The following is a 16,735-nucleotide window of genomic DNA, read 5'->3' as shown; positions in this document are numbered from 1 at the left end:
TCACTGATTACACGATGTCGGGGACCGGTCCCGCAATGGATGCGGTCCAGGATCGAGGAGGACGCATGACCACGACGAGCGCGACGGAGGCGACGGAGAGGTTCCGGGCCGCCCGTGACTTCCTGCTCCGGCACCGGGAGGACTACGAGACGGCGTACGCCGGTTTCGCCTGGCCCCGCCCCGACCGGTTCAACTGGGCGCTCGAATGGTTCGACGTCATGGCCGCGGGCAACGACCGCACCGCGCTGCACATCGTCGAGGAGGACGGCACCGAGACGAAGGTCAGCTTCGCCGAGATGTCGGAGCGCTCGAACCGCGTGGCGAACTGGCTGCGTGAGCAGGGCGTCCGTGCCGGCGACCGCATGATCGTCATGCTCGGCAACCAGGTCGAGCTGTGGGAGACCATGCTCGCCGTGATGAAGCTGCGCGCCGTCGTCATCCCCGCCACCCCGCTCCTCGGCCCCGTCGACCTGCGCGACCGGGTGGACCGCGGCCGGGCCCGGCATGTGCTCGTACGGGCGGAGGACACCGCCAAGTTCGAGGACGTGCCAGGGGACTACACCCGGATCGCGGTCGGCGGCGACGGGGTGAGCTGGCTCGGTTACGAGGAGGCGTACGGCGCGTCCGCGGACTTCACGCCCGACGGCGCGACCTCCGCCCACGACACGCTGATGCTGTACTTCACCTCGGGCACCACCTCCCAGCCCAAGCTGGTCGAGCACACCCACACCTCGTACCCGGTCGGGCATCTGGCGACGATGTTCTGGATCGGGCTCAAGCCCGGCGACGTGCACCTCAACATCTCCTCGCCCGGCTGGGCCAAGCACGCCTGGTCCAACCTCTTCGCCCCGTGGAACGCCGAGGCGACCGTCTTCATCCACAACTACACGCGCTTCGACCCGGCCCGCCTGATGGCCGAGATGGACCGCCACGGCGTCACCAGCTTCTGCGCCCCGCCCACCGTGTGGCGGATGCTGATCCAGGCCGACCTCAGCCAGCTCGCCACCCCGCCCCGCGAGGTCGTCGCGGCCGGCGAGCCGCTCAACCCGGAGGTCATCGAGTCCGTCCGGCGTGCCTGGGGCGTCACCATCCGGGACGGCTTCGGCCAGACCGAGACCGCCGTGCAGGTGTCGAACAGCCCTGGTCAGCGGCTCAAGGAAGGCTCGATGGGGCGGCCGAGCCCCGGATACCGGGTCACCCTGGTCGACCCGGTCAGCGGCGAGGCGGACGTCGAGGAGGGCGAGATCTGTCTCGACCTCGGCGCCGACCCGGTGGGCCTGATGACCGGCTACCACGGGGACCCGGAGCGTACGGCCGAGGCGATGGCCGGCGGCTACTACCGCACCGGGGACATCGGCTCGCGCGACGCCGACGGCTACATCACGTACGTGGGCCGCGCTGATGACGTCTTCAAGGCGAGCGACTACAAGATCAGCCCCTTCGAGCTGGAGAGCGCCCTCCTGGAGCACGAGGCGGTCGCCGAGGCCGCCGTCGTCCCCGCCCCCGACCCGCTGCGGCTCGCCGTCCCCAAGGCGTACGTGGTGCTCGCGGCGGGCTGGGAGCCGGGCCCCGACACCGCGAAGGCGCTCTTCGCGCACTCGCGCGAGGTCCTCGCGCCGTACAAGCGGATCCGCCGGATCGAGTTCGCCGATCTGCCGAAGACCGTGTCCGGCAAGATCCGCCGCGTCGAGCTGCGCAAGCTCACGGCGGAGGGCACCACCGGCACCGAGTACACGGAAGGGGACCTCGCATGACGGGAATCACCGGTACGACGGACTCGATCGGTTCCACGGGCACGAGCAGCCTCTCGTACGCCCACGGGCTCGGCACCACGCCGCTGCTCGGGGACACCATCGGGGCCAACCTCGACCGGGCCGTCGCCGCCTGGCCGGACCGCGAGGCCCTGGTCGACGTGCCCTCCGGGCGCCGCTGGACCTACGCCGAGTTCGGCGCCGACGTGGACCGGCTGGCGGACGCGCTGCTCGGCAGCGGCGTCATGAAGGGCGACCGGGTCGGCATCTGGGCGGTCAACTGCGCCGAGTGGGTGCTCGTCCAGTACGCCACCGCCCGCATCGGCGCCATCATGGTCAACATCAACCCGGCCTACCGCGCGCACGAGCTGGAGTACGTGCTCAACCAGGCCGGCATCACGCTGCTGTTCGCCACGCTCACCCACAAGACCAGCGACTACCGCGCCATGGTCGAGGAAGTGCGCGGCCGTTGCCCGCGGTTGCGCGAGGCGGTCTACTTCGGCGACCCGAGCTGGGACTCACTCCTCGCCCGTACCGCCCCGGAGGGCGTCCGGCCCGAGGAGCTGTCCTGCGACGAGCCGGTCAACATCCAGTACACCTCGGGAACGACCGGCTTCCCCAAGGGCGCGACCCTCTCCCACCACAACATCCTCAACAACGGATACTTCGTGGGCGAGATGATCGCGTACAGCGAGCAGGACCGGATCTGCATCCCGGTGCCCTTCTACCACTGTTTCGGCATGGTCATGGGCAACCTCGCGGCCACCTCGCACGGCGCCTGCATGGTGATCCCGGCCCCCTCCTTCGACCCGGCCGCGACCCTGCGGGCGGTGCAGGAGGAGCGCTGCACCTCGCTCTACGGGGTGCCGACGATGTTCATCGCCGAGCTCAACCTGCCCGACTTCGGCACGTACGACCTCTCGACGCTGCGCACCGGCATCATGGCGGGCTCGCCGTGTCCGGTGGAGGTGATGAAGCGGGTGGTCGCCGAGATGAACATGGCGGAGGTGTCCATCGGTTACGGCATGACGGAGACCTCCCCGGTCTCCACCCAGACCCGCCGCGAGGACGACCTGGAGCGGCGCACCGGCACCGTCGGCCGGGTCATGCCGCACGTCGAGGTGAAGATCGTCGACCCGGTCACCGGCCTCACCGTGCCGCGCGGCACCGCGGGCGAGCTGTGCACCCGCGGCTACAGCGTGATGCTCGGCTACTGGGACGAGCCCGAGAAGACCGCCGAGGCGATCGACGCCGGCCGCTGGATGCACACCGGCGACCTCGCGGTGATGCGCGCGGACGGCTACGTCCAGATCGTCGGCCGCATCAAGGACATGATCATCCGCGGCGGGGAGAACGTGTATCCGCGCGAGATCGAGGAGTTCCTGTACGGGCACGCCAAGATCGCCGACGTCCAGGTCGTGGGTGTGCCGGACGAGCGGTACGGCGAGGAGATCCTGGCCTGCGTCATCGCGCGCGACCCGGCCGACCCGCCCACCCTGGAGGAGGTCGCGGCCTTCTGCCGCGACCGCCTCGCCCACTACAAGATCCCTCGCCGGGTGGAGGTCCTGGCCGAGTTCCCGATGACGGTCAGCGGGAAGGTGCGGAAGGTGGAACTGCGGGAGCGGTACGCGGCGGGCTGACCGTCGTGGCGGTGAGTTCACGGCGCATGCACACCCGCGGCCAGGCGGCGAGCCCGTGCGCCGCCTCGGCCGCGCTGATCGCGCGCAGGCCCTCGGTCAGCGCGGGGTCGCCGGCGTCGAGCCGCCGGAAACCGATCCGGGCGTAGTACGGCGCGTTCCACGGCACCTCGGTGAAGGTCGTCAGGGTCAGCGCCGTCAGGCCCTGCTCCCGGGCGGCCTGCGCCACATGCTCGATCAGGGCCCGCCCGACACCCCGCCGGGCGGCGTCCGGATGCACCGAGATCTGCTCGATGTGAGCGGCCCCGTCGACGGTGTCGGTGAGCAGATACGCGACGGGCCGGTCCTCCGCGTCCACCGCCACCCACGCGCGCCCCGCGCCGCGATAGCTCTCCAGAACGTCCAGCGGAAGGGGGTCGTCGTCGGCGATCTCCCCCATGCCGATGGGCCGGAATGCCTCGCCCGCGGCGCGTTCGATGTCCTGGAGCAAGGGGAGTTCGGCCGGTGCGGCCACTCGGATGCGCATACGCCAGTATGGCGCGCCACAGAACGGAACGGCGCCAGGATTCCGCCCGGACCCCGCCGCGCGGGCGGCCTCCGCCCCGGCCGGGGGCGAGCCCGTGCCGGGCGGCGGCGCCGCGCGTGCCGCCCGCGCCCGCCCCGGCCCGGGGGGCGGGCTGGCCGATTCTCCCTTCCCCCGCTCAGTCCGGCGTCGTGCTGCCGCAGGTGAAGGGGGAGTCCGTTGTGCCGCGGCCTGTGGCGTAGGCGTCGTCGGGGTGGGGGTGGTGGGTGAGGAGGCCGCCGTCGCGGGAGAAGTGGGGGAGGAGGAGGGTGAGGGCGGGGTCGCCGTAGAGGGCGACGTAGAGGAGGACGTCGCGGGCCTCGGTGACGTCGCGGCGCCGGGCGGGGAGCGGGTGGCGGGAGCGGAGGGCGGCGAGGAGGCGGCGGGCCGCGCGGGTCGTGGGCGGGACGCAGAGCAGGGCGGCGGCGCCGAGGACCGGGACCGCGCCCAGGGCGAGGGCGGGGCCGGACACCCCGTTTGCGGCGAGGCCCGCGGCGACCGTCAGCGGGACGCAGATCAGCAGGACCCGGGCCGCCCGGTGCCGGCCCGGCGGGCGGAGCAGGCCCGTCCGGCCCAGTTCCGCGCGCAGCGCGTCGAGGGCCTGCCGCGCCTTGGGCCGGGTGGCGAGCAGCCGTAGCGTCAGGGCGCGCTGGAGCGAGCGGTGCACTCCGAGCTGGAGCGGATCACGGGTCCGCCCGGCGCCGCCGTTGGCGCGAATCGTGCCCCGGCGCCCGGCCGCCACCGCACCGCGCTGGTGCAGCGCGACCAGCGCCACGACGACCGCCGCCCGCGGCCCGCCGCGCAGCAACGCGAGTGCCTGCGGCGGCAGTTCCGGCCGCTCCTGGCTGCGGGCACGCAACAGCAGTGCCGCCAGCCCCAGTTCACCGACAGCGGCCCCCAGGAACCACCACATCCCCGTTGTCATGGCGTCCACCCCCACAGGGAGTTGTGCCCCGGGGCGCGGCGCTCCTCACGTGCGAATGGCCGAAACTGTCAGGGTGCGCCGCCGGCCAGCAGCTCGCCCGCAGGCGCGTTCACGGGCTGCGGCGTTCCGGTGAGGTCGAGGACGAACAGCGGGATGCCGAGACCGTCCGCCCGCTCGTGCGCCTCGGCGGTGTACCCCGCGAGGGAGAAGCAGACGCTCACCGCCGCACTGCTGAGCCCGTTCAGCCACAGGCACTCGACCGCCCGCAGCCCGGTCGGCCGGGTGCTCGGGTCCACCTGGGCGACGAGCCCCGGTCCCCGCAGGTCCACGCCCGAGGCCGAGCGCTCCTCCGGCTGGACCACGTGCCGGAAGCCCAGCCAGCGCAGATAACCGGCGGACGCGGCGACCGCGTCCCGCGCCGTCCTGATCGTCACCGGCCGGAACGCCGTCCGCTGCGCTTCCGGCACCGGCCGGCGGTCCCGCGCCGCCGCGGACGCCGCCGATGGCGACGGATGCCGCCGTATGAAGGGCGAGGAACCTTCCGGCACGCGGTGCGGCGAGGGCCCCGTATCGGACCCGCCACCCGTCTCGGACCCGCCACCGGGACCCGACCCGCCACCCGCACCAGGACGCGGCCGCTCCGCCGTCGCCTGCGGTGGTACGCGCGGGGCGGCGCCCCGCCCGCCGGGCCCGGCCCCGTCCGCGTACCCCTCGGACTCCCCGTACCCCTCGCCCGGAGCCCGTACCGGCACCCGGAGCACCGCCCCGCACGCGCAGCCCACCTCGGGGTGGGGCCAGTCGGAGCGGCGCGCGCACGCGGGGCACTGGACGGTGACCCACTCGTCGGACCAGTTGCGATGGACGACGGGCACGGCCGCGGAACCCGGGATGACCGGGGGCGCGATGGGCGTGCCGCAGGAGCAGGGGAAGGCGGGCGCCGCGTACCGCAGCGTGCGGAGGCACTCCGGACAGCGCACCTGTACCGACTCGGCCACGGATGAACCCCCTCCTGCGCGGTGCGCCCCCATCGTCCACCAATTCGGCCGTCGAAGGGAGGAACTTCGGCCATCCCCCGGGCGGGCGTCTCTTGACGCCTCTCCGCGGCCCCACCTACATTGCTTCCGTATAGCAGAACAGTACTTCCGCATTATGGAAACAAGCCGTCAAGGCCCCGACGCAGGAGCACTCCCATGCCTCGTATGACCGCCGCCGCAGCGGCCGTTGAGATCCTCAAGCGCGAAGGCGTCACCCACGCGTTCGGCGTGCCCGGCGCGGCGATCAACCCCTTCTACCGAGAGCTCAAGAACGTCGGCGGGATCAGCCACACGCTGGCCCGCCACGTCGAGGGCGCGTCCCACATGGCCGAGGGCTACACCCGCGCCAGGGCCGGCAACATCGGTGTCTGCATCGGCACCTCCGGCCCCGCGGGCACCGACATGATCACCGGCCTGTACTCGGCGATCGCCGACTCGATCCCGATCCTGTGCATCACCGGCCAGGCCCCGGTCTCGAAGCTCCACAAGGAGGACTTCCAGGCCGTCGACATCGCCACCATCGCCGCCCCGGTCACCAAGGCCGCGACCACGGTCCTGGAGGCGGCTCAGGTCCCGGGCGTCTTCCAGCAGGCCTTCCACCTGATGCGCTCCGGCCGCCCCGGCCCGGTCCTCATCGACCTGCCGATCGACGTCCAGCTCACCGAGATCGAGTTCGACCCGGAGACCTACGAGCCGCTGCCGGTCTACAAGCCGTCCGCGACCCGCGCGCAGGCCGAGAAGGCGCTGACCTTCCTCCTGGAGTCCGAGCGTCCGCTGATCGTCGCAGGCGGCGGCATCATCAACGCCGACGCGACCGACCTGCTCGTCGAGTTCGCCGAGCTCACCGGCATCCCGGTCATCTCCACCCTGATGGGCTGGGGCACCATCCCGGACGACCACGAGCTCGCGGCCGGCATGGTCGGCGTCCAGACCGCGCACCGCTACGGCAACGCGACCTTCCTGGAGTCGGACCTCGTCCTCGGCATCGGCAACCGCTGGGCCAACCGCCACACCGGCTACAACATGGACGCCTACACCCGGGGCCGGAAGTTCGTCCACGTCGACGTCGAGCCCACCCAGCTCGGCAAGATCTTCGCCCCGGACTACGGCATCGCCTCCGACGCCAGGGCCGCCCTGGAACTCTTCGTCGAGATCGCGGGGGAGTGGAAGGCCGCCGGCACGCTGCCGGACTTCTCCGCCTGGGCCGCCTCCGCCCAGGAGCGCAAGGCCACCCTCCAGCGCCGTACGCACTTCGACGACATCCCCATGAAGCCGCAGCGCGTCTACGAGGAGATGAACAAGGCCTTCGGCAAGGACACGCGCTACGTCACCACCATCGGCCTCTCCCAGATCGCGGCCGCGCAGTTCCTGCACGTCTACAAGCCGCGCCACTGGATCAACTGCGGCCAGGCCGGCCCGCTCGGCTGGACCATCCCGGCCGCCATCGGCGCCGCCACCGCCGACCCGGAGACCCCGGTCGTCGCGCTCTCCGGCGACTACGACTTCCAGTTCATGATCGAGGAACTGGCGGTCGCCGCCCAGCACAAGGTCCCCTACGTCCACGTCCTCGTGAACAACGCCTACCTCGGTCTGATCCGGCAGGCGCAGGGCGGCCTCGGCATCAACTTCGAGGTCAACCTCGAGTTCGAGAACATCAACACCCCGGAGATCGGCGTCTACGGCGTCGACCACGTCAAGGTCGCCGAGGGCCTGGGCGTCAAGGCCATCCGGGTCGAGGACCCGAGCGAGCTGGGCGAGGCGCTGGAGCGGGCCAGGAAGATGGCCGTCGAGTTCCAGGTCCCGGTCGTCGTCGAGGCGATCCTGGAGCGCATCACCAACATCGCGATGAGCAAGACGGTCGACATGAGCGACGTCACCGAGTTCGAGGACCTGGCCACCGAGCCGTGCCACGCGCCCACCGCGATCAAGGCCCTCAAGGTCTGACCGGGCCGCCGTGACCAGGCCCCCGCCCCGAGGAGCACCGGGGCGGGGGCCTCACCGCGTCTGCGCCCGTACGAGGGCGGCGCCCGCCTCCGTCCAGTCGTACAGCACCGAGCGGCCCGCCCGCCGCCGCCGTACCAGACCGGCGTCGAGCAGCACCTTCAGGTGCCGCCCGACCGACCCGAGCCCCTGCCCGGTGAGCGCCACCAACTGACTCGTCGACGCCGGGGATTCGAGGCGTACGAGGACCCCGGCGCGGGCCCGCCCGAGCAGCGCGCCCAGGGCGTCCGGCACGACCGGCCCCGACACGTCCGCCAGGGCGCCCGAGCACGCGTACGTGACCGCGTACCGCTCCGTCCCCTCCCACGACGACCAGCCCTTGGCGGGGGTCACCGGCACGAAGAGCAGCCGAGCTCCGTCCAGCGAACGCGGCGGATAGTCACGGGTGTTGATCTGCAGCCTGCCGTCGCCCAGCCAGCGCATCTTCCCCGGGCACAGCTCGTCGAGGGCCGCCGCCCAGCCGCCCCGGCCGAGCAGCGCCGTCCGCGCGACCACGTCGGCCTCCAGGATCCGCCGCCGGCGCGGCCACTCCGGCAGGACCGTCTCGTGCCACACCCACTCCAGGACCGCCGCCATCCGCCGCGGCAGATCGGGTGCCCGGCGCAGCGGCTCCGGCACCGGGCCGCCCACCGCCACCGCCAACTGCGGGACCGCGTCGCCGGGTTCGGTGTCCCGGACCACCGCGACCTCCTCCGCGAAGGACTGCTCGCCCTCGCCGAGCGGCGTCGGCGTGAGGAAGTCCGCGTTCCACGTGGGACCGATCGCGGCCCGGACGAGCAGCGCGTCCACGGGATCGGCGGCGAGCCGTGCGCGATACGCGGGCAGCCGGGCCGCCAGCCAGGCCCGCTCGCCCGGATGCGCGCCCCGGCCCGCGTGCAGGGTCATCAGGGCCGCGACCGTCTCGGCCAGCGGCGACACCACGAACCGACTGCTCGCGAGCACGTCCGTACCCATCCGCCACCAGCCCATGTTTCGCCTCCCCGCGAAACAATATCGGCGCCGCGCCGAGCCCCGGAGACTCCGCGGCATGCCCCGCTACCGCGATCTCTTCCGTGTCCCCGAGTTCACCCCGCTCTTCCTCAGCGGCTCCGCGCAGACCGCCGCCCAGACCGTGGCAGGCCTCGGCCTCGCCACCCTCGTCTACCGGGCCACCGGCTCGCCGCTGCTCTCCGCGCTCGCCCTGTTCGGCCCCGCGCTCGCCCAGCTGGTCGGTGCCACGACCCTGCTCTCCGCGTCCGACCGGCTGCCGCCCCGCGCGGCGCTCAGCGGTGTCGCCCTGCTCTTCGCGCTCGGCACCGCCGTGCAGGCGCTGCCCGGCCTGCCGGTCGCCGCGGCCTTCGCGCTCCTCTTCGTCCAGGGCCTGGCCGGCTCCGTCGTCGGCGGCGTGCGCTACGGGCTCCTCCACGAGATCCTGCCCGAGGACCGCTTCCTGCTCGGCCGTTCGGTCCTCAACATGTCCGTCGGCGTCTGCCAGATCGCCGGCTTCGCGGGCGGCGGCGTGCTCCTCGCCCTGCTCTCGCCGCGCGGCGCGCTGCTCGCCGGTGCGGGGCTCTATCTGGCCGCCGCGCTGCTCGCCCGCCGCGGCCTGTCCGCGCGGGCCCCGCGCGCCTCGGGGCGCCCGTCGCCCGCCGAGACCTGGCGGACCAATGCCCGGCTGTGGTCCTCGCCCGCGCGGCGGCGCGTCTATCTCGCCCTGTGGGTGCCCAACGGGCTGATCGTGGGCTGCGAATCGCTGTTCGTGCCGTACGCCCCCGAGCGCGCCGGGCTCCTCTTCAGCTGCGCCGCCCTGGGCATGCTGGCCGGTGACACCGCCGTCGGCCGCTTCGTACCGCCCGGGTGGCGGGCCCGGCTCGCGGCGCCCCTGCAGACCCTGCTCGCCGCCCCGTACCTCATCTTCGTCCTCCGGCCCGCACTGCCGCTCGCGGTGCTCGCGATCACCGTGTCCGCCGTCGGCTACGCGGCGAGCCTGCTCTACCAGGAACGCCTGACGGCTCTGGTCCCCGGTGAACTGAGCGGTCACGCCCTCGGGTTGCACACCTCCGGCATGCTCACCCTCCAGGGCCTGAGCGCGGCCCTCGCCGGTCTCCTCGCCCAACTCTCCTCGCCCGCCACGGCGATGACGATTCTGGCGCTCGCCTCGCTCGCGGTGACGGCGGCCCTGTCCGTACGGGAACGGCGCATGCGCAAGAGCGCGGAACCAGGGACCGTAAACCTGGTTCCGCGCTCTCGTTGGTGACCGCCCGACGGTGCGAGGCCGGCGCGTCGGAACGTTCGCGCCGCCGGGCGGAGTCTGTCCCCCTCTTCTGCGCGAGAAAGGGAGGGGGAGGCGGTGGACCGTGGTGGTGCCGACGGGTGCCGCGACCAGTTCCCTTCCCTCAGGTCAGGAAGGGGAGCCGACGGTCCCTTACCACCGCACTGGCTCGGCGCCACCACGGTCCTCACGCTGTCCGGTCCACCGGCCACCCCTCATCCGGGCCGGTGATCCGGACCGCGTACGGCACTGACCTCCCGTCAGGAGCCGTACGCAGTCGGGGTGTCGGAGGCTCAGTCCTCGCGCAGGGCGCGGACGGCCTCCTCGACGCGCCGGCCGTACTCGGCGTCGGCGGCGGCGAAGTGGGCGAGGTTCTTCTCGATGACGTCCTCGCGGGCGACCTGGGAGAGGCTGCCGGCGATGTTGGACACCAGCCGGGACTTCTCGTCCTCGGACATCAGGCGGTAGAGCTCGCCGGCCTGGAAGAAGTCGTCGTCCTTGGCGTGCTCCGGGGCCGCGTGGGCGCCGGTCCAGCCGTGCACCGCGAGCGGCGCGGAGAGCGCCGTGTCGGTCTGCGCCGGGCCCTGGTACGAGTTGGGCTCGTAGTTCTTGTCGTGGCGCGAGCCGTTGCGGGTGGCCATGCGCCCGTCGCGGCCGTAGTTGTCGGCCTCGGTCGCCTTCGGCGCGTTGACCGGCAGCTGGGTGTGGTTGACGCCGAGGCGGTAGCGGTGGGCGTCCGCGTAGGCGAAGAGGCGGCCCTGGAGCATCTTGTCCGGCGACGGGCCGATGCCCGGGACGAAGTTGTTCGGGGAGAACGCGGCCTGCTCGACCTCGGCGAAGACGTTGTCCGGGTTGCGGTCGAGGACCAGCCGGCCCACGCGCTGCAGCGGGTAGTCGGCGTGCGGCCACACCTTGGTGAGGTCGAACGGGTTGAAGCGGTAGTCCGCGGCCTCGGCGGCCGGCATGACCTGCACGTAGAGGGTCCAGGACGGGCTCACGCCGCGCTCGATCGACTGCAGCAGGTCGGTCTGGTGCGAGTTGGCGTCCTTGCCGACCAGCTCGGCGGCCTGCTCGGCGGAGAGGCTGCGGACGCCCTGGTTCGTCTTGAAGTGGTACTTGACGAAGAAGGCCTCGCCCGCCTCGTTGGTCCACTGGTAGGTGTGCGAGCCGTAGCCGTTCATGTGCCGGTACGAGGCCGGGATACCGCGGTCGCCGAACAGCCAGGTCACCTGGTGGGTCGCCTCGGGGGCGTGGGCCCAGAAGTCCCAGACGTTGTCCGCCTCCTGCTTGCCCGTGAAGGGGTCGCGCTTCTGGGAGTGGATGAAGTCGGGGAACTTGATCGGGTCCTTGATGAAGAACACCGGGGTGTTGTTGCCGACGAGGTCGTAATTGCCCTCCTCGGTGTAGAACTTGATCGCGAAACCGCGCGGGTCGCGCACCGCGTCCGCGCCGCCGAGCGAGTCGGCCACGGTGGAGAAGCGCAGGAACAGCTCGGTCTTCTTGCCGACCTCGGAGAGGAAGGCGGCCCTGGTGTACGCGGAGACGTCGTCGGTCACCTCGAAGTAGCCGTACGCGCCGGAGCCGCGGGCGTGCACCACACGCTCCGGGATCCGCTCACGGTTGAAGCGCGCGAGCTTCTCCAGGAGGTGCTGGTCCTGGAGGAGGAGAGGGCCACCGACGCCGGCGGTGGCGGAGTTCTGGTTGTCGGCGACGGGGGCGCCGGACTCGGTCGTGAGCACGCGCTTCGACATCGTGGACCTTCCGTGAGCTGCACTGCTGACTGGTGAAGTGCTCTGGAGCGTAGGGACGCCCGGCGAAAATCGTCAACAGTTTGTTGAAATTGAAGTGTGGTGTTCCGGACGGCGGCGGCGCCTGGGCGCGACAGGACAGGTGTCAGCACCGCCGCCGTCCGGAAATCTGGGCCCCGTTCGGAACGGGGGGCGGGTCAGGCCTGCGGGCCGGAGAGACGCTCGACGGCGCGCAGCAGGGCCGAGTGGTCCAGGCCGCCGTCGCCCTGCGCACGCAGGGAGGCGACGAGCTGGGCGACCACGGCGCCGACCGGGAGGGCCGCGCCGACGTTGCGGGCGGCGTCGGTGACGATGCCCATGTCCTTGTGGTGCAGGTCGATCCGGAAGCCGGGCTTGAAGTCGCGGTTCAGGAAGTTGTCCTTCTTGCGGGTCAGGACCGTGGAGCCGGCCAGGCCGCCGTTGAGGACGTCCAGGGCGGCATTGAGGTCCACGCCGGACTTCTCCAGGAAGACCACGGCCTCGGCGCACGCCTGGATGTTGACGGCGACGATGAGCTGGTTGGCCGCCTTGACCGTCTGGCCGGAGCCGTGCGGGCCGCACAGGACGATGGTCTTGCCGAGGGCCTCCAGGATCGGCAGGGCCTCGTCGAAGTCGGCCTGCTCGCCGCCCACCATGATGGAGAGGACGGCCTCGATGGCGCCGGCCTCGCCGCCGGAGACGGGGGCGTCGATGACGCGGATGCCCTTCTCCTCGGCGTTCTTGGCCAGGTCGACGGAGGTCTGCGGGGTGATCGACGACATGTCGATGACCAGGGCGCCCGCCTTGGCGTTCTCCAGGATGCCCTCGGGGCCGTAGGAGATGGCCTCGACCTGCGGGGAGGCGGGCACCATCGTGATGATCACATCGGCGTCCTTGACGGCCTCGGCGATCGAGCCCGCCGCGGTACCGCCGGCGGCCGCCAGGCGGTCCAGCTTGTCCTGCTCCAGGGTGAAGCCGGTGACGGAGTAGCCGGCCTTGATCAGGTTCTCGGACATGGGGGAGCCCATGATGCCGAGTCCGATCCATGCGATGGTGGGGCGGTTGCTCATGAGGGTGCCTCTCAAAACAAGGTGGTACGGGGAGGGGAGGGCGGGTCAGCGCGCGGCGCGGGCCTCGGCGGGCAGCCAGTCGAAGGACGCGGCGGCGTCGGCGGCCTTGTACTCCAGGCCCACCCAGCCCTCGTAGCCGGCCTTCCTCAGCTCGTCGAGCAGCTGCCCGAGCGGGAGCTCGCCGGTGCCCGGGGCGCCGCGGCCCGGCATGTCGGCGATCTGGACGTGGCCGGTCCTGTCGGCGTACCGCGCGATGACCTCGCTGACGTCCTCGCCGTTCATGGCCAGGTGGTAGATGTCGAGCAGGAACTTGGCGTTGCCGAGCCCCGTGGCCGCGTTCACCTTGTCGACGACCTCGATCGCGGAGGGGGCGCTCACCAGCGGGTAGAGCGGCGACTCCGGCTTGTTGAGGGTCTCGATCAGCAGGATCGCGCCGACCCGGTCGGCCGCGCGGGCGGCCAGGACCAGGTTCTCCAGGGCGAGCTCGTCCTGGACGGCCGGGTCCACGCCCTCGACGCGGTTGCCGTAGAGCGCGTTGAGCGCCGTGCAGCCCACCGAGGCGGCGAAGTCCGCCGCGATGTCGATGTTGGCCCGGAAACGGTCCGACTCCTCGCCGGGCACCGAGACCGCGCCGCGGTCCGGGCCGGGGAGCTGTCCCGCGTAGAAGTTCAGGCCGACGAGCCGGGTGCCGGCGTCCTCAAGAGCCTTCTTGAGGGCGTCGAGCTCGCTCTGCTCGGGGGTGGCGGTGTCGATCCAGGGCCACCACAGCTCGACCGCGGTGAAGCCCGCCGCGGCGGCGGCCGCGGGACGCTCCAGGAGCGGGAGTTCCGTGAAGAGGATCGACAGGTTCACATCGAAGCGCTGGTCCGTGACTGCGCCTTCAGAGAAGCGGGCCATGAGGGGCGGCGCTCCTTCCGTATTGCGGAAGTAAGTTTCTGTCTGGTGGAAGGTTGCAGGGCGGGCGACGCACTTGTCAAGAGGTCCCCGCAGGTCCGGGGCTCCCGCACGGCCCGGGGCGGGCCGTAGCGTGGGGGCATGGTGCGTTTGAGAGTGGAGTTCACGACCGAGCCGTTCGACCTCGACGAGGCGCCGGCGCACGCGGTCGTGGCGCGTGAGGTCATCCAGTCGGCCGAACTGGACGCGGTGGACGTGGGGCCCTTCGGCAATACGGCCGAGGGCGGCGCCGACGCCGTGCTCACCGCTGTGGACGCGCTGCTGCGCAAGTCCCTGGCGGCCGGTGCGACCCGGGTGTCGCTCCAGGTCAATGTGATCGGCGGGGCCGCCGGGGCGGACGGGACGGGTGAGGGAGACAGATGACCGAGCATCCCCTGGTGTCGGCGGTGAAGCCGCTGGTGGACGCGATGGGCGCCGAGCTGCTCGGGCCCGAACAGGCCCAGCCGGACGACGTGGTCCTCGCCTGGGAGGGCGAGGACGTGCTCGCCGTGCGGCTGCCGCAGCTGTCCGAATCCCTGGACCACATCCTCGCCGCCATGGAACGACGGCACGGGATGCCGCTCGCCGAGCTCGACCGCAAGGCCAAGCAGGAGGTCGTGCGGCTCCTTGAGGCACGCGGCGCCTTCTCGGTGCGCCACGGCGTGGAGACGGTGGCCGGCGCGCTGGGCGTCAGCCGCTTCACCGTCTACAACTACCTGAACCGGGAGACCGCCCTGAACAGGGAAAAGACCCCCAAGAACGCCTAGTCGGCCACTCCGTGAGGGAAGCCGTCGTCCAGATGTCGGGACGACGGCTTTTGTATGGCCGACTTTTCAACAAAGTGTTGACGTCGTGTTGCGGAGGGCGTTAGCTATCCGCAGCCCGTCCGACGCACAGCGAAATACAGCCACGGAGGTATCCCGTGACTTCAGGTACGACTCCGGGTCTCACCCGGTTCAACACTTCGGCGGAGGGCGACGCGCTCGCCGCGCTGCACGAGGTGTGCGCGAGCTCGGCGTGGGGGAGCAAGATCCTCGCCCAGCGCCCGTACGCCACGGCCGACGCCCTCTTCCGGGCCAGTGACGCCGCCATGGCGGAACTGACCGCGGAGGACCTGGCCGAGGCGATGGCGGGGCACCCGCCGATCGGTCGTCCGAAGGAAGGGGACCCGACCTCCTCCCGCGAGCAGAGCGGGATGGCCGGGGCCTCCGCGGAGCTCAGGGCCGCGATGCTCGAACTCAACCTGGCCTACCAGGACACGTTCGGGCATGTCTTCCTCATCTGCGCCACCGGCAGGACCGGAGAGCAGATGCTCGACGCGATCCGTGAGCGGATCGGAAACCCGCCCGAGCAGGAGCGGGAGATCGTCCGCACCGAACTGGGAAAGATCAACCGCATCCGTCTCACCCGTCTCGTCGAGACCACCGAGGAAGAGAACCGATGAGCACCGACACCACCGCTTCGGTGTCCACCCACATCCTGGACACCAGCATCGGCCGGCCGGCCGAGGGCGTGACCATCACGCTCGCGGCCCGCGCCGGATCCGCTGCCGAGTGGGTGGCCCTGGGCGGCTCCGCCACCGACGCGGACGGACGCTGCAAGGACCTCCCGGCCCTGCCGGAAGGCACGACCCACGTACGGCTCGACTTCCTGACCGAGTCGTACTTCCTGAGCAAGAAGGACAAGCAAGCCGAGGCGCAGCAGGACGCCCCCGCGCATCGGGACAGCGGCGCGGCCGGTGTGTTCTTCCCGGAGGTGGCGATCACGTTCGCCGTCGTCCCGGGCGAGCACTACCACGTACCGCTGCTGCTCAACCCGTTCGGCTACTCCGTTTACCGAGGGAGCTAGCAGACATGCCCACGATTCTCGGCCAGAACCAGTACGGCAAAGCAGAGAACCGCGTCGTCAAGATCACGCGTGACGGCGCCACCCACCACATCAAGGACCTCAACGTCTCCGTCGCCCTCTCCGGCGACCTCGACGACGTCCACCTCACCGGCTCCAATGCCCACTGCCTCCCCACCGACACGACGAAGAACACCGTCTTCGCGTTCGCCAAGGAGTACGGCATCGAGTCCGCCGAGCAGTTCGGCATCCACCTCGCCCGCCACTTCGTGTCGAGCCAGGAGCCGATCCAGCGGGCCCGGATCCGGATCGAGGAGTACGCCTGGGAGCGCGTCGCCTCCTCCGCGGCCAACTCGCAGTTCATCGGCGCCGACGAGGTCAACCACTCCTTCGCCCGCAAGGGCCAGGAGACCCGCGTCACCCAGGTCACCTACGACGGCGAGAAGTGGGAGGTCATCTCCGGCCTCAAGGACCTCGTCGTCATGAACTCCACCAACTCGGAGTTCTGGGGCTACATCAAGGACAAGTACACCACCCTCCAGGAGGCGTACGACCGGATCCTCGCCACCCAGGTGTCGGGCCGCTGGCGGTTCAACTGGACCGACGACGACCAGCGCATGCCCAACTGGGAGCGGTCGTACGAGCAGACCCGGAAGCACATGCTGGAGGCCTTCGCGGAGACCTACTCCTACTCCCTCCAGCAGACGCTGTACCAGATGGCCACGCGGATCATCAACCACCGCGCGGAGATCGACGAGGTGCGGTTCTCGCTCCCGAACAAGCACCACTTCCTGGTCGACCTGGAGCCCTTCGGCCTGAAGAACGACAACGAGGTCTACTACGCCGCGGACCGCATGTACGGCCTGATCGAGGCCACGGTCCTGCGGGACGGCGCCACGGCGCGGATCCCGGTCGACATGACCAATCTCTGAGCGGCCCCGAGTGATCCGGTCCCCGCCC

At 71.4% G+C, this 16,735-nt stretch carries 16 protein-coding genes; 9 read left to right on the top strand and 7 right to left on the bottom strand.

What is annotated here, in order from left to right; all coding sequences use genetic code 11:
- Nucleotides 1–65 precede the first annotated feature (65 nt).
- Together AB0C73_RS12140 and AB0C73_RS12135 are read left to right on the top strand one after the other, a co-directional pair.
- Nucleotides 66–1,754, top strand: coding sequence for an AMP-binding protein (locus AB0C73_RS12140; RefSeq protein WP_362527878.1), 1,689 nt, complete (start codon nt 66–68; stop codon nt 1,752–1,754).
- Complete coding sequence (locus tag AB0C73_RS12135) at nt 1,751–3,391, top strand: AMP-binding protein (protein WP_362527876.1); 1,641 nt, start codon at nt 1,751–1,753, stop codon at nt 3,389–3,391. The genes AB0C73_RS12140 and AB0C73_RS12135 overlap by 4 nt, the downstream gene beginning before the upstream one ends.
- On the opposite strand, the gene AB0C73_RS12130 is transcribed toward AB0C73_RS12135, so the two are convergent.
- The 3 genes from AB0C73_RS12130 to AB0C73_RS12120 all read right to left on the bottom strand — a co-directional run bounded on the left by AB0C73_RS12130 (nt 3,339) and on the right by AB0C73_RS12120 (nt 5,870).
- Complete coding sequence (locus AB0C73_RS12130) at nt 3,339–3,914, bottom strand: GNAT family N-acetyltransferase (protein ID WP_362527873.1); 576 nt, start codon at nt 3,912–3,914, stop codon at nt 3,339–3,341. The genes AB0C73_RS12135 and AB0C73_RS12130 overlap by 53 nt on opposite strands.
- A gap of 175 nt (nt 3,915–4,089) precedes the next feature.
- The gene (locus AB0C73_RS12125; protein ID WP_362527871.1) at nt 4,090–4,875 is read right to left on the bottom strand and encodes a TIGR04222 domain-containing membrane protein; all 786 of its coding nucleotides are present in this window, start codon (nt 4,873–4,875) and stop codon (nt 4,090–4,092) included.
- 68 nt (nt 4,876–4,943) lie between these two features.
- The gene (locus tag AB0C73_RS12120) at nt 4,944–5,870 is read right to left on the bottom strand and encodes a hypothetical protein (protein WP_362527870.1); all 927 of its coding nucleotides are present in this window, start codon (nt 5,868–5,870) and stop codon (nt 4,944–4,946) included.
- 195 nt (nt 5,871–6,065) lie between these two features.
- Here AB0C73_RS12120 and gcl point away from each other — a divergent pair, with 195 nt between their 5' ends.
- The gene (gcl, locus tag AB0C73_RS12115; protein WP_362527868.1) at nt 6,066–7,853 is read left to right on the top strand and encodes a glyoxylate carboligase; all 1,788 of its coding nucleotides are present in this window, start codon (nt 6,066–6,068) and stop codon (nt 7,851–7,853) included.
- 51 nt (nt 7,854–7,904) lie between these two features.
- On the opposite strand, the gene AB0C73_RS12110 is transcribed toward gcl, so the two are convergent.
- On the bottom strand, nt 7,905–8,879 hold the full coding sequence (locus AB0C73_RS12110; RefSeq protein ID WP_362527866.1) for an ArsR family transcriptional regulator: 975 nt from the start codon (nt 8,877–8,879) through the stop codon (nt 7,905–7,907).
- Nucleotides 8,880–8,937: 58 nt separating this feature from the next.
- Between AB0C73_RS12110 and AB0C73_RS12105 the strand changes: the two genes are divergently transcribed.
- The gene (locus AB0C73_RS12105; RefSeq protein WP_362527864.1) at nt 8,938–10,146 is read left to right on the top strand and encodes an MFS transporter; all 1,209 of its coding nucleotides are present in this window, start codon (nt 8,938–8,940) and stop codon (nt 10,144–10,146) included.
- 308 nt (nt 10,147–10,454) lie between these two features.
- Here AB0C73_RS12105 and AB0C73_RS12100 read toward each other — a convergent pair whose 3' ends face one another.
- The 3 genes from AB0C73_RS12100 to AB0C73_RS12090 form a co-directional block, all read right to left on the bottom strand.
- Nucleotides 10,455–11,912, bottom strand: a complete 1,458-nt coding sequence (locus AB0C73_RS12100) for a catalase (protein ID WP_362527863.1) — start codon at nt 11,910–11,912, stop codon at nt 10,455–10,457.
- A gap of 194 nt (nt 11,913–12,106) precedes the next feature.
- The gene (locus AB0C73_RS12095; RefSeq protein WP_362527860.1) at nt 12,107–12,997 is read right to left on the bottom strand and encodes a 2-hydroxy-3-oxopropionate reductase; all 891 of its coding nucleotides are present in this window, start codon (nt 12,995–12,997) and stop codon (nt 12,107–12,109) included.
- A 45-nt stretch (nt 12,998–13,042) separates the two neighbouring features.
- Complete coding sequence (locus tag AB0C73_RS12090) at nt 13,043–13,894, bottom strand: TIM barrel protein (protein ID WP_362527857.1); 852 nt, start codon at nt 13,892–13,894, stop codon at nt 13,043–13,045.
- A gap of 141 nt (nt 13,895–14,035) precedes the next feature.
- Between AB0C73_RS12090 and AB0C73_RS12085 the strand changes: the two genes are divergently transcribed.
- The 5 genes from AB0C73_RS12085 to pucL all read left to right on the top strand — a co-directional run bounded on the left by AB0C73_RS12085 (nt 14,036) and on the right by pucL (nt 16,707).
- Entirely contained in the window at nt 14,036–14,314 is a 279-nt protein-coding gene (locus tag AB0C73_RS12085; protein ID WP_362528052.1) for a hypothetical protein, read from the top strand.
- Nucleotides 14,311–14,697, top strand: a complete 387-nt coding sequence (locus AB0C73_RS12080; RefSeq protein WP_362527854.1) for a helix-turn-helix domain-containing protein — start codon at nt 14,311–14,313, stop codon at nt 14,695–14,697. The genes AB0C73_RS12085 and AB0C73_RS12080 overlap by 4 nt, the downstream gene beginning before the upstream one ends.
- Before the next feature lie 155 nt (nt 14,698–14,852).
- A complete protein-coding gene (gene uraD / locus AB0C73_RS12075; protein ID WP_362527852.1) occupies nt 14,853–15,374 on the top strand; it encodes a 2-oxo-4-hydroxy-4-carboxy-5-ureidoimidazoline decarboxylase in 522 nt (173 codons plus the stop codon).
- On the top strand, nt 15,371–15,778 hold the full coding sequence (gene uraH, locus AB0C73_RS12070; RefSeq protein WP_362527850.1) for a hydroxyisourate hydrolase: 408 nt from the start codon (nt 15,371–15,373) through the stop codon (nt 15,776–15,778). The genes uraD and uraH overlap by 4 nt, the downstream gene beginning before the upstream one ends.
- A 5-nt stretch (nt 15,779–15,783) precedes the next feature.
- Entirely contained in the window at nt 15,784–16,707 is a 924-nt protein-coding gene (pucL, locus tag AB0C73_RS12065; RefSeq protein WP_362527847.1) for a factor-independent urate hydroxylase, read from the top strand.
- Nucleotides 16,708–16,735: the final 28 nt, after the last annotated feature.

This window comes from Streptomyces sp. NPDC048623, assembly GCF_040650755.1.
Classification (GTDB): Bacteria; Actinomycetota; Actinomycetes; order Streptomycetales; family Streptomycetaceae; genus Streptomyces.
The sequence above is the reverse complement of the archived record's forward strand: the minus strand, read 5'-3'. Positions and strand labels throughout refer to the sequence as shown.

Bases quoted from the DNA above. Each gene is read 5' to 3' on its own strand.
- AB0C73_RS12140 (WP_362527878.1), top strand. From the start codon at position 66: ATGACCACGACGAGCGCGACGGAGGCGACGGAGAGGTTCCGGGCCGCC.
- AB0C73_RS12135 (WP_362527876.1), top strand. From the start codon at position 1,751: ATGACGGGAATCACCGGTACGACGGACTCGATCGGTTCCACGGGCACG.
- AB0C73_RS12130 (WP_362527873.1), bottom strand. From the start codon at position 3,914: ATGCGCATCCGAGTGGCCGCACCGGCCGAACTCCCCTTGCTCCAGGAC.
- AB0C73_RS12125 (WP_362527871.1), bottom strand. From the start codon at position 4,875: ATGACAACGGGGATGTGGTGGTTCCTGGGGGCCGCTGTCGGTGAACTG.
- gcl (WP_362527868.1), top strand. From the start codon at position 6,066: ATGCCTCGTATGACCGCCGCCGCAGCGGCCGTTGAGATCCTCAAGCGC.
- AB0C73_RS12110 (WP_362527866.1), bottom strand. From the start codon at position 8,879: ATGGGCTGGTGGCGGATGGGTACGGACGTGCTCGCGAGCAGTCGGTTC.
- AB0C73_RS12105 (WP_362527864.1), top strand. From the start codon at position 8,938: ATGCCCCGCTACCGCGATCTCTTCCGTGTCCCCGAGTTCACCCCGCTC.
- AB0C73_RS12100 (WP_362527863.1), bottom strand. From the start codon at position 11,912: ATGTCGAAGCGCGTGCTCACGACCGAGTCCGGCGCCCCCGTCGCCGAC.
- AB0C73_RS12095 (WP_362527860.1), bottom strand. From the start codon at position 12,997: ATGAGCAACCGCCCCACCATCGCATGGATCGGACTCGGCATCATGGGC.
- AB0C73_RS12090 (WP_362527857.1), bottom strand. From the start codon at position 13,894: ATGGCCCGCTTCTCTGAAGGCGCAGTCACGGACCAGCGCTTCGATGTG.
- AB0C73_RS12080 (WP_362527854.1), top strand. From the start codon at position 14,311: ATGACCGAGCATCCCCTGGTGTCGGCGGTGAAGCCGCTGGTGGACGCG.
- uraH (WP_362527850.1), top strand. From the start codon at position 15,371: ATGAGCACCGACACCACCGCTTCGGTGTCCACCCACATCCTGGACACC.
- pucL (WP_362527847.1), top strand. From the start codon at position 15,784: ATGCCCACGATTCTCGGCCAGAACCAGTACGGCAAAGCAGAGAACCGC.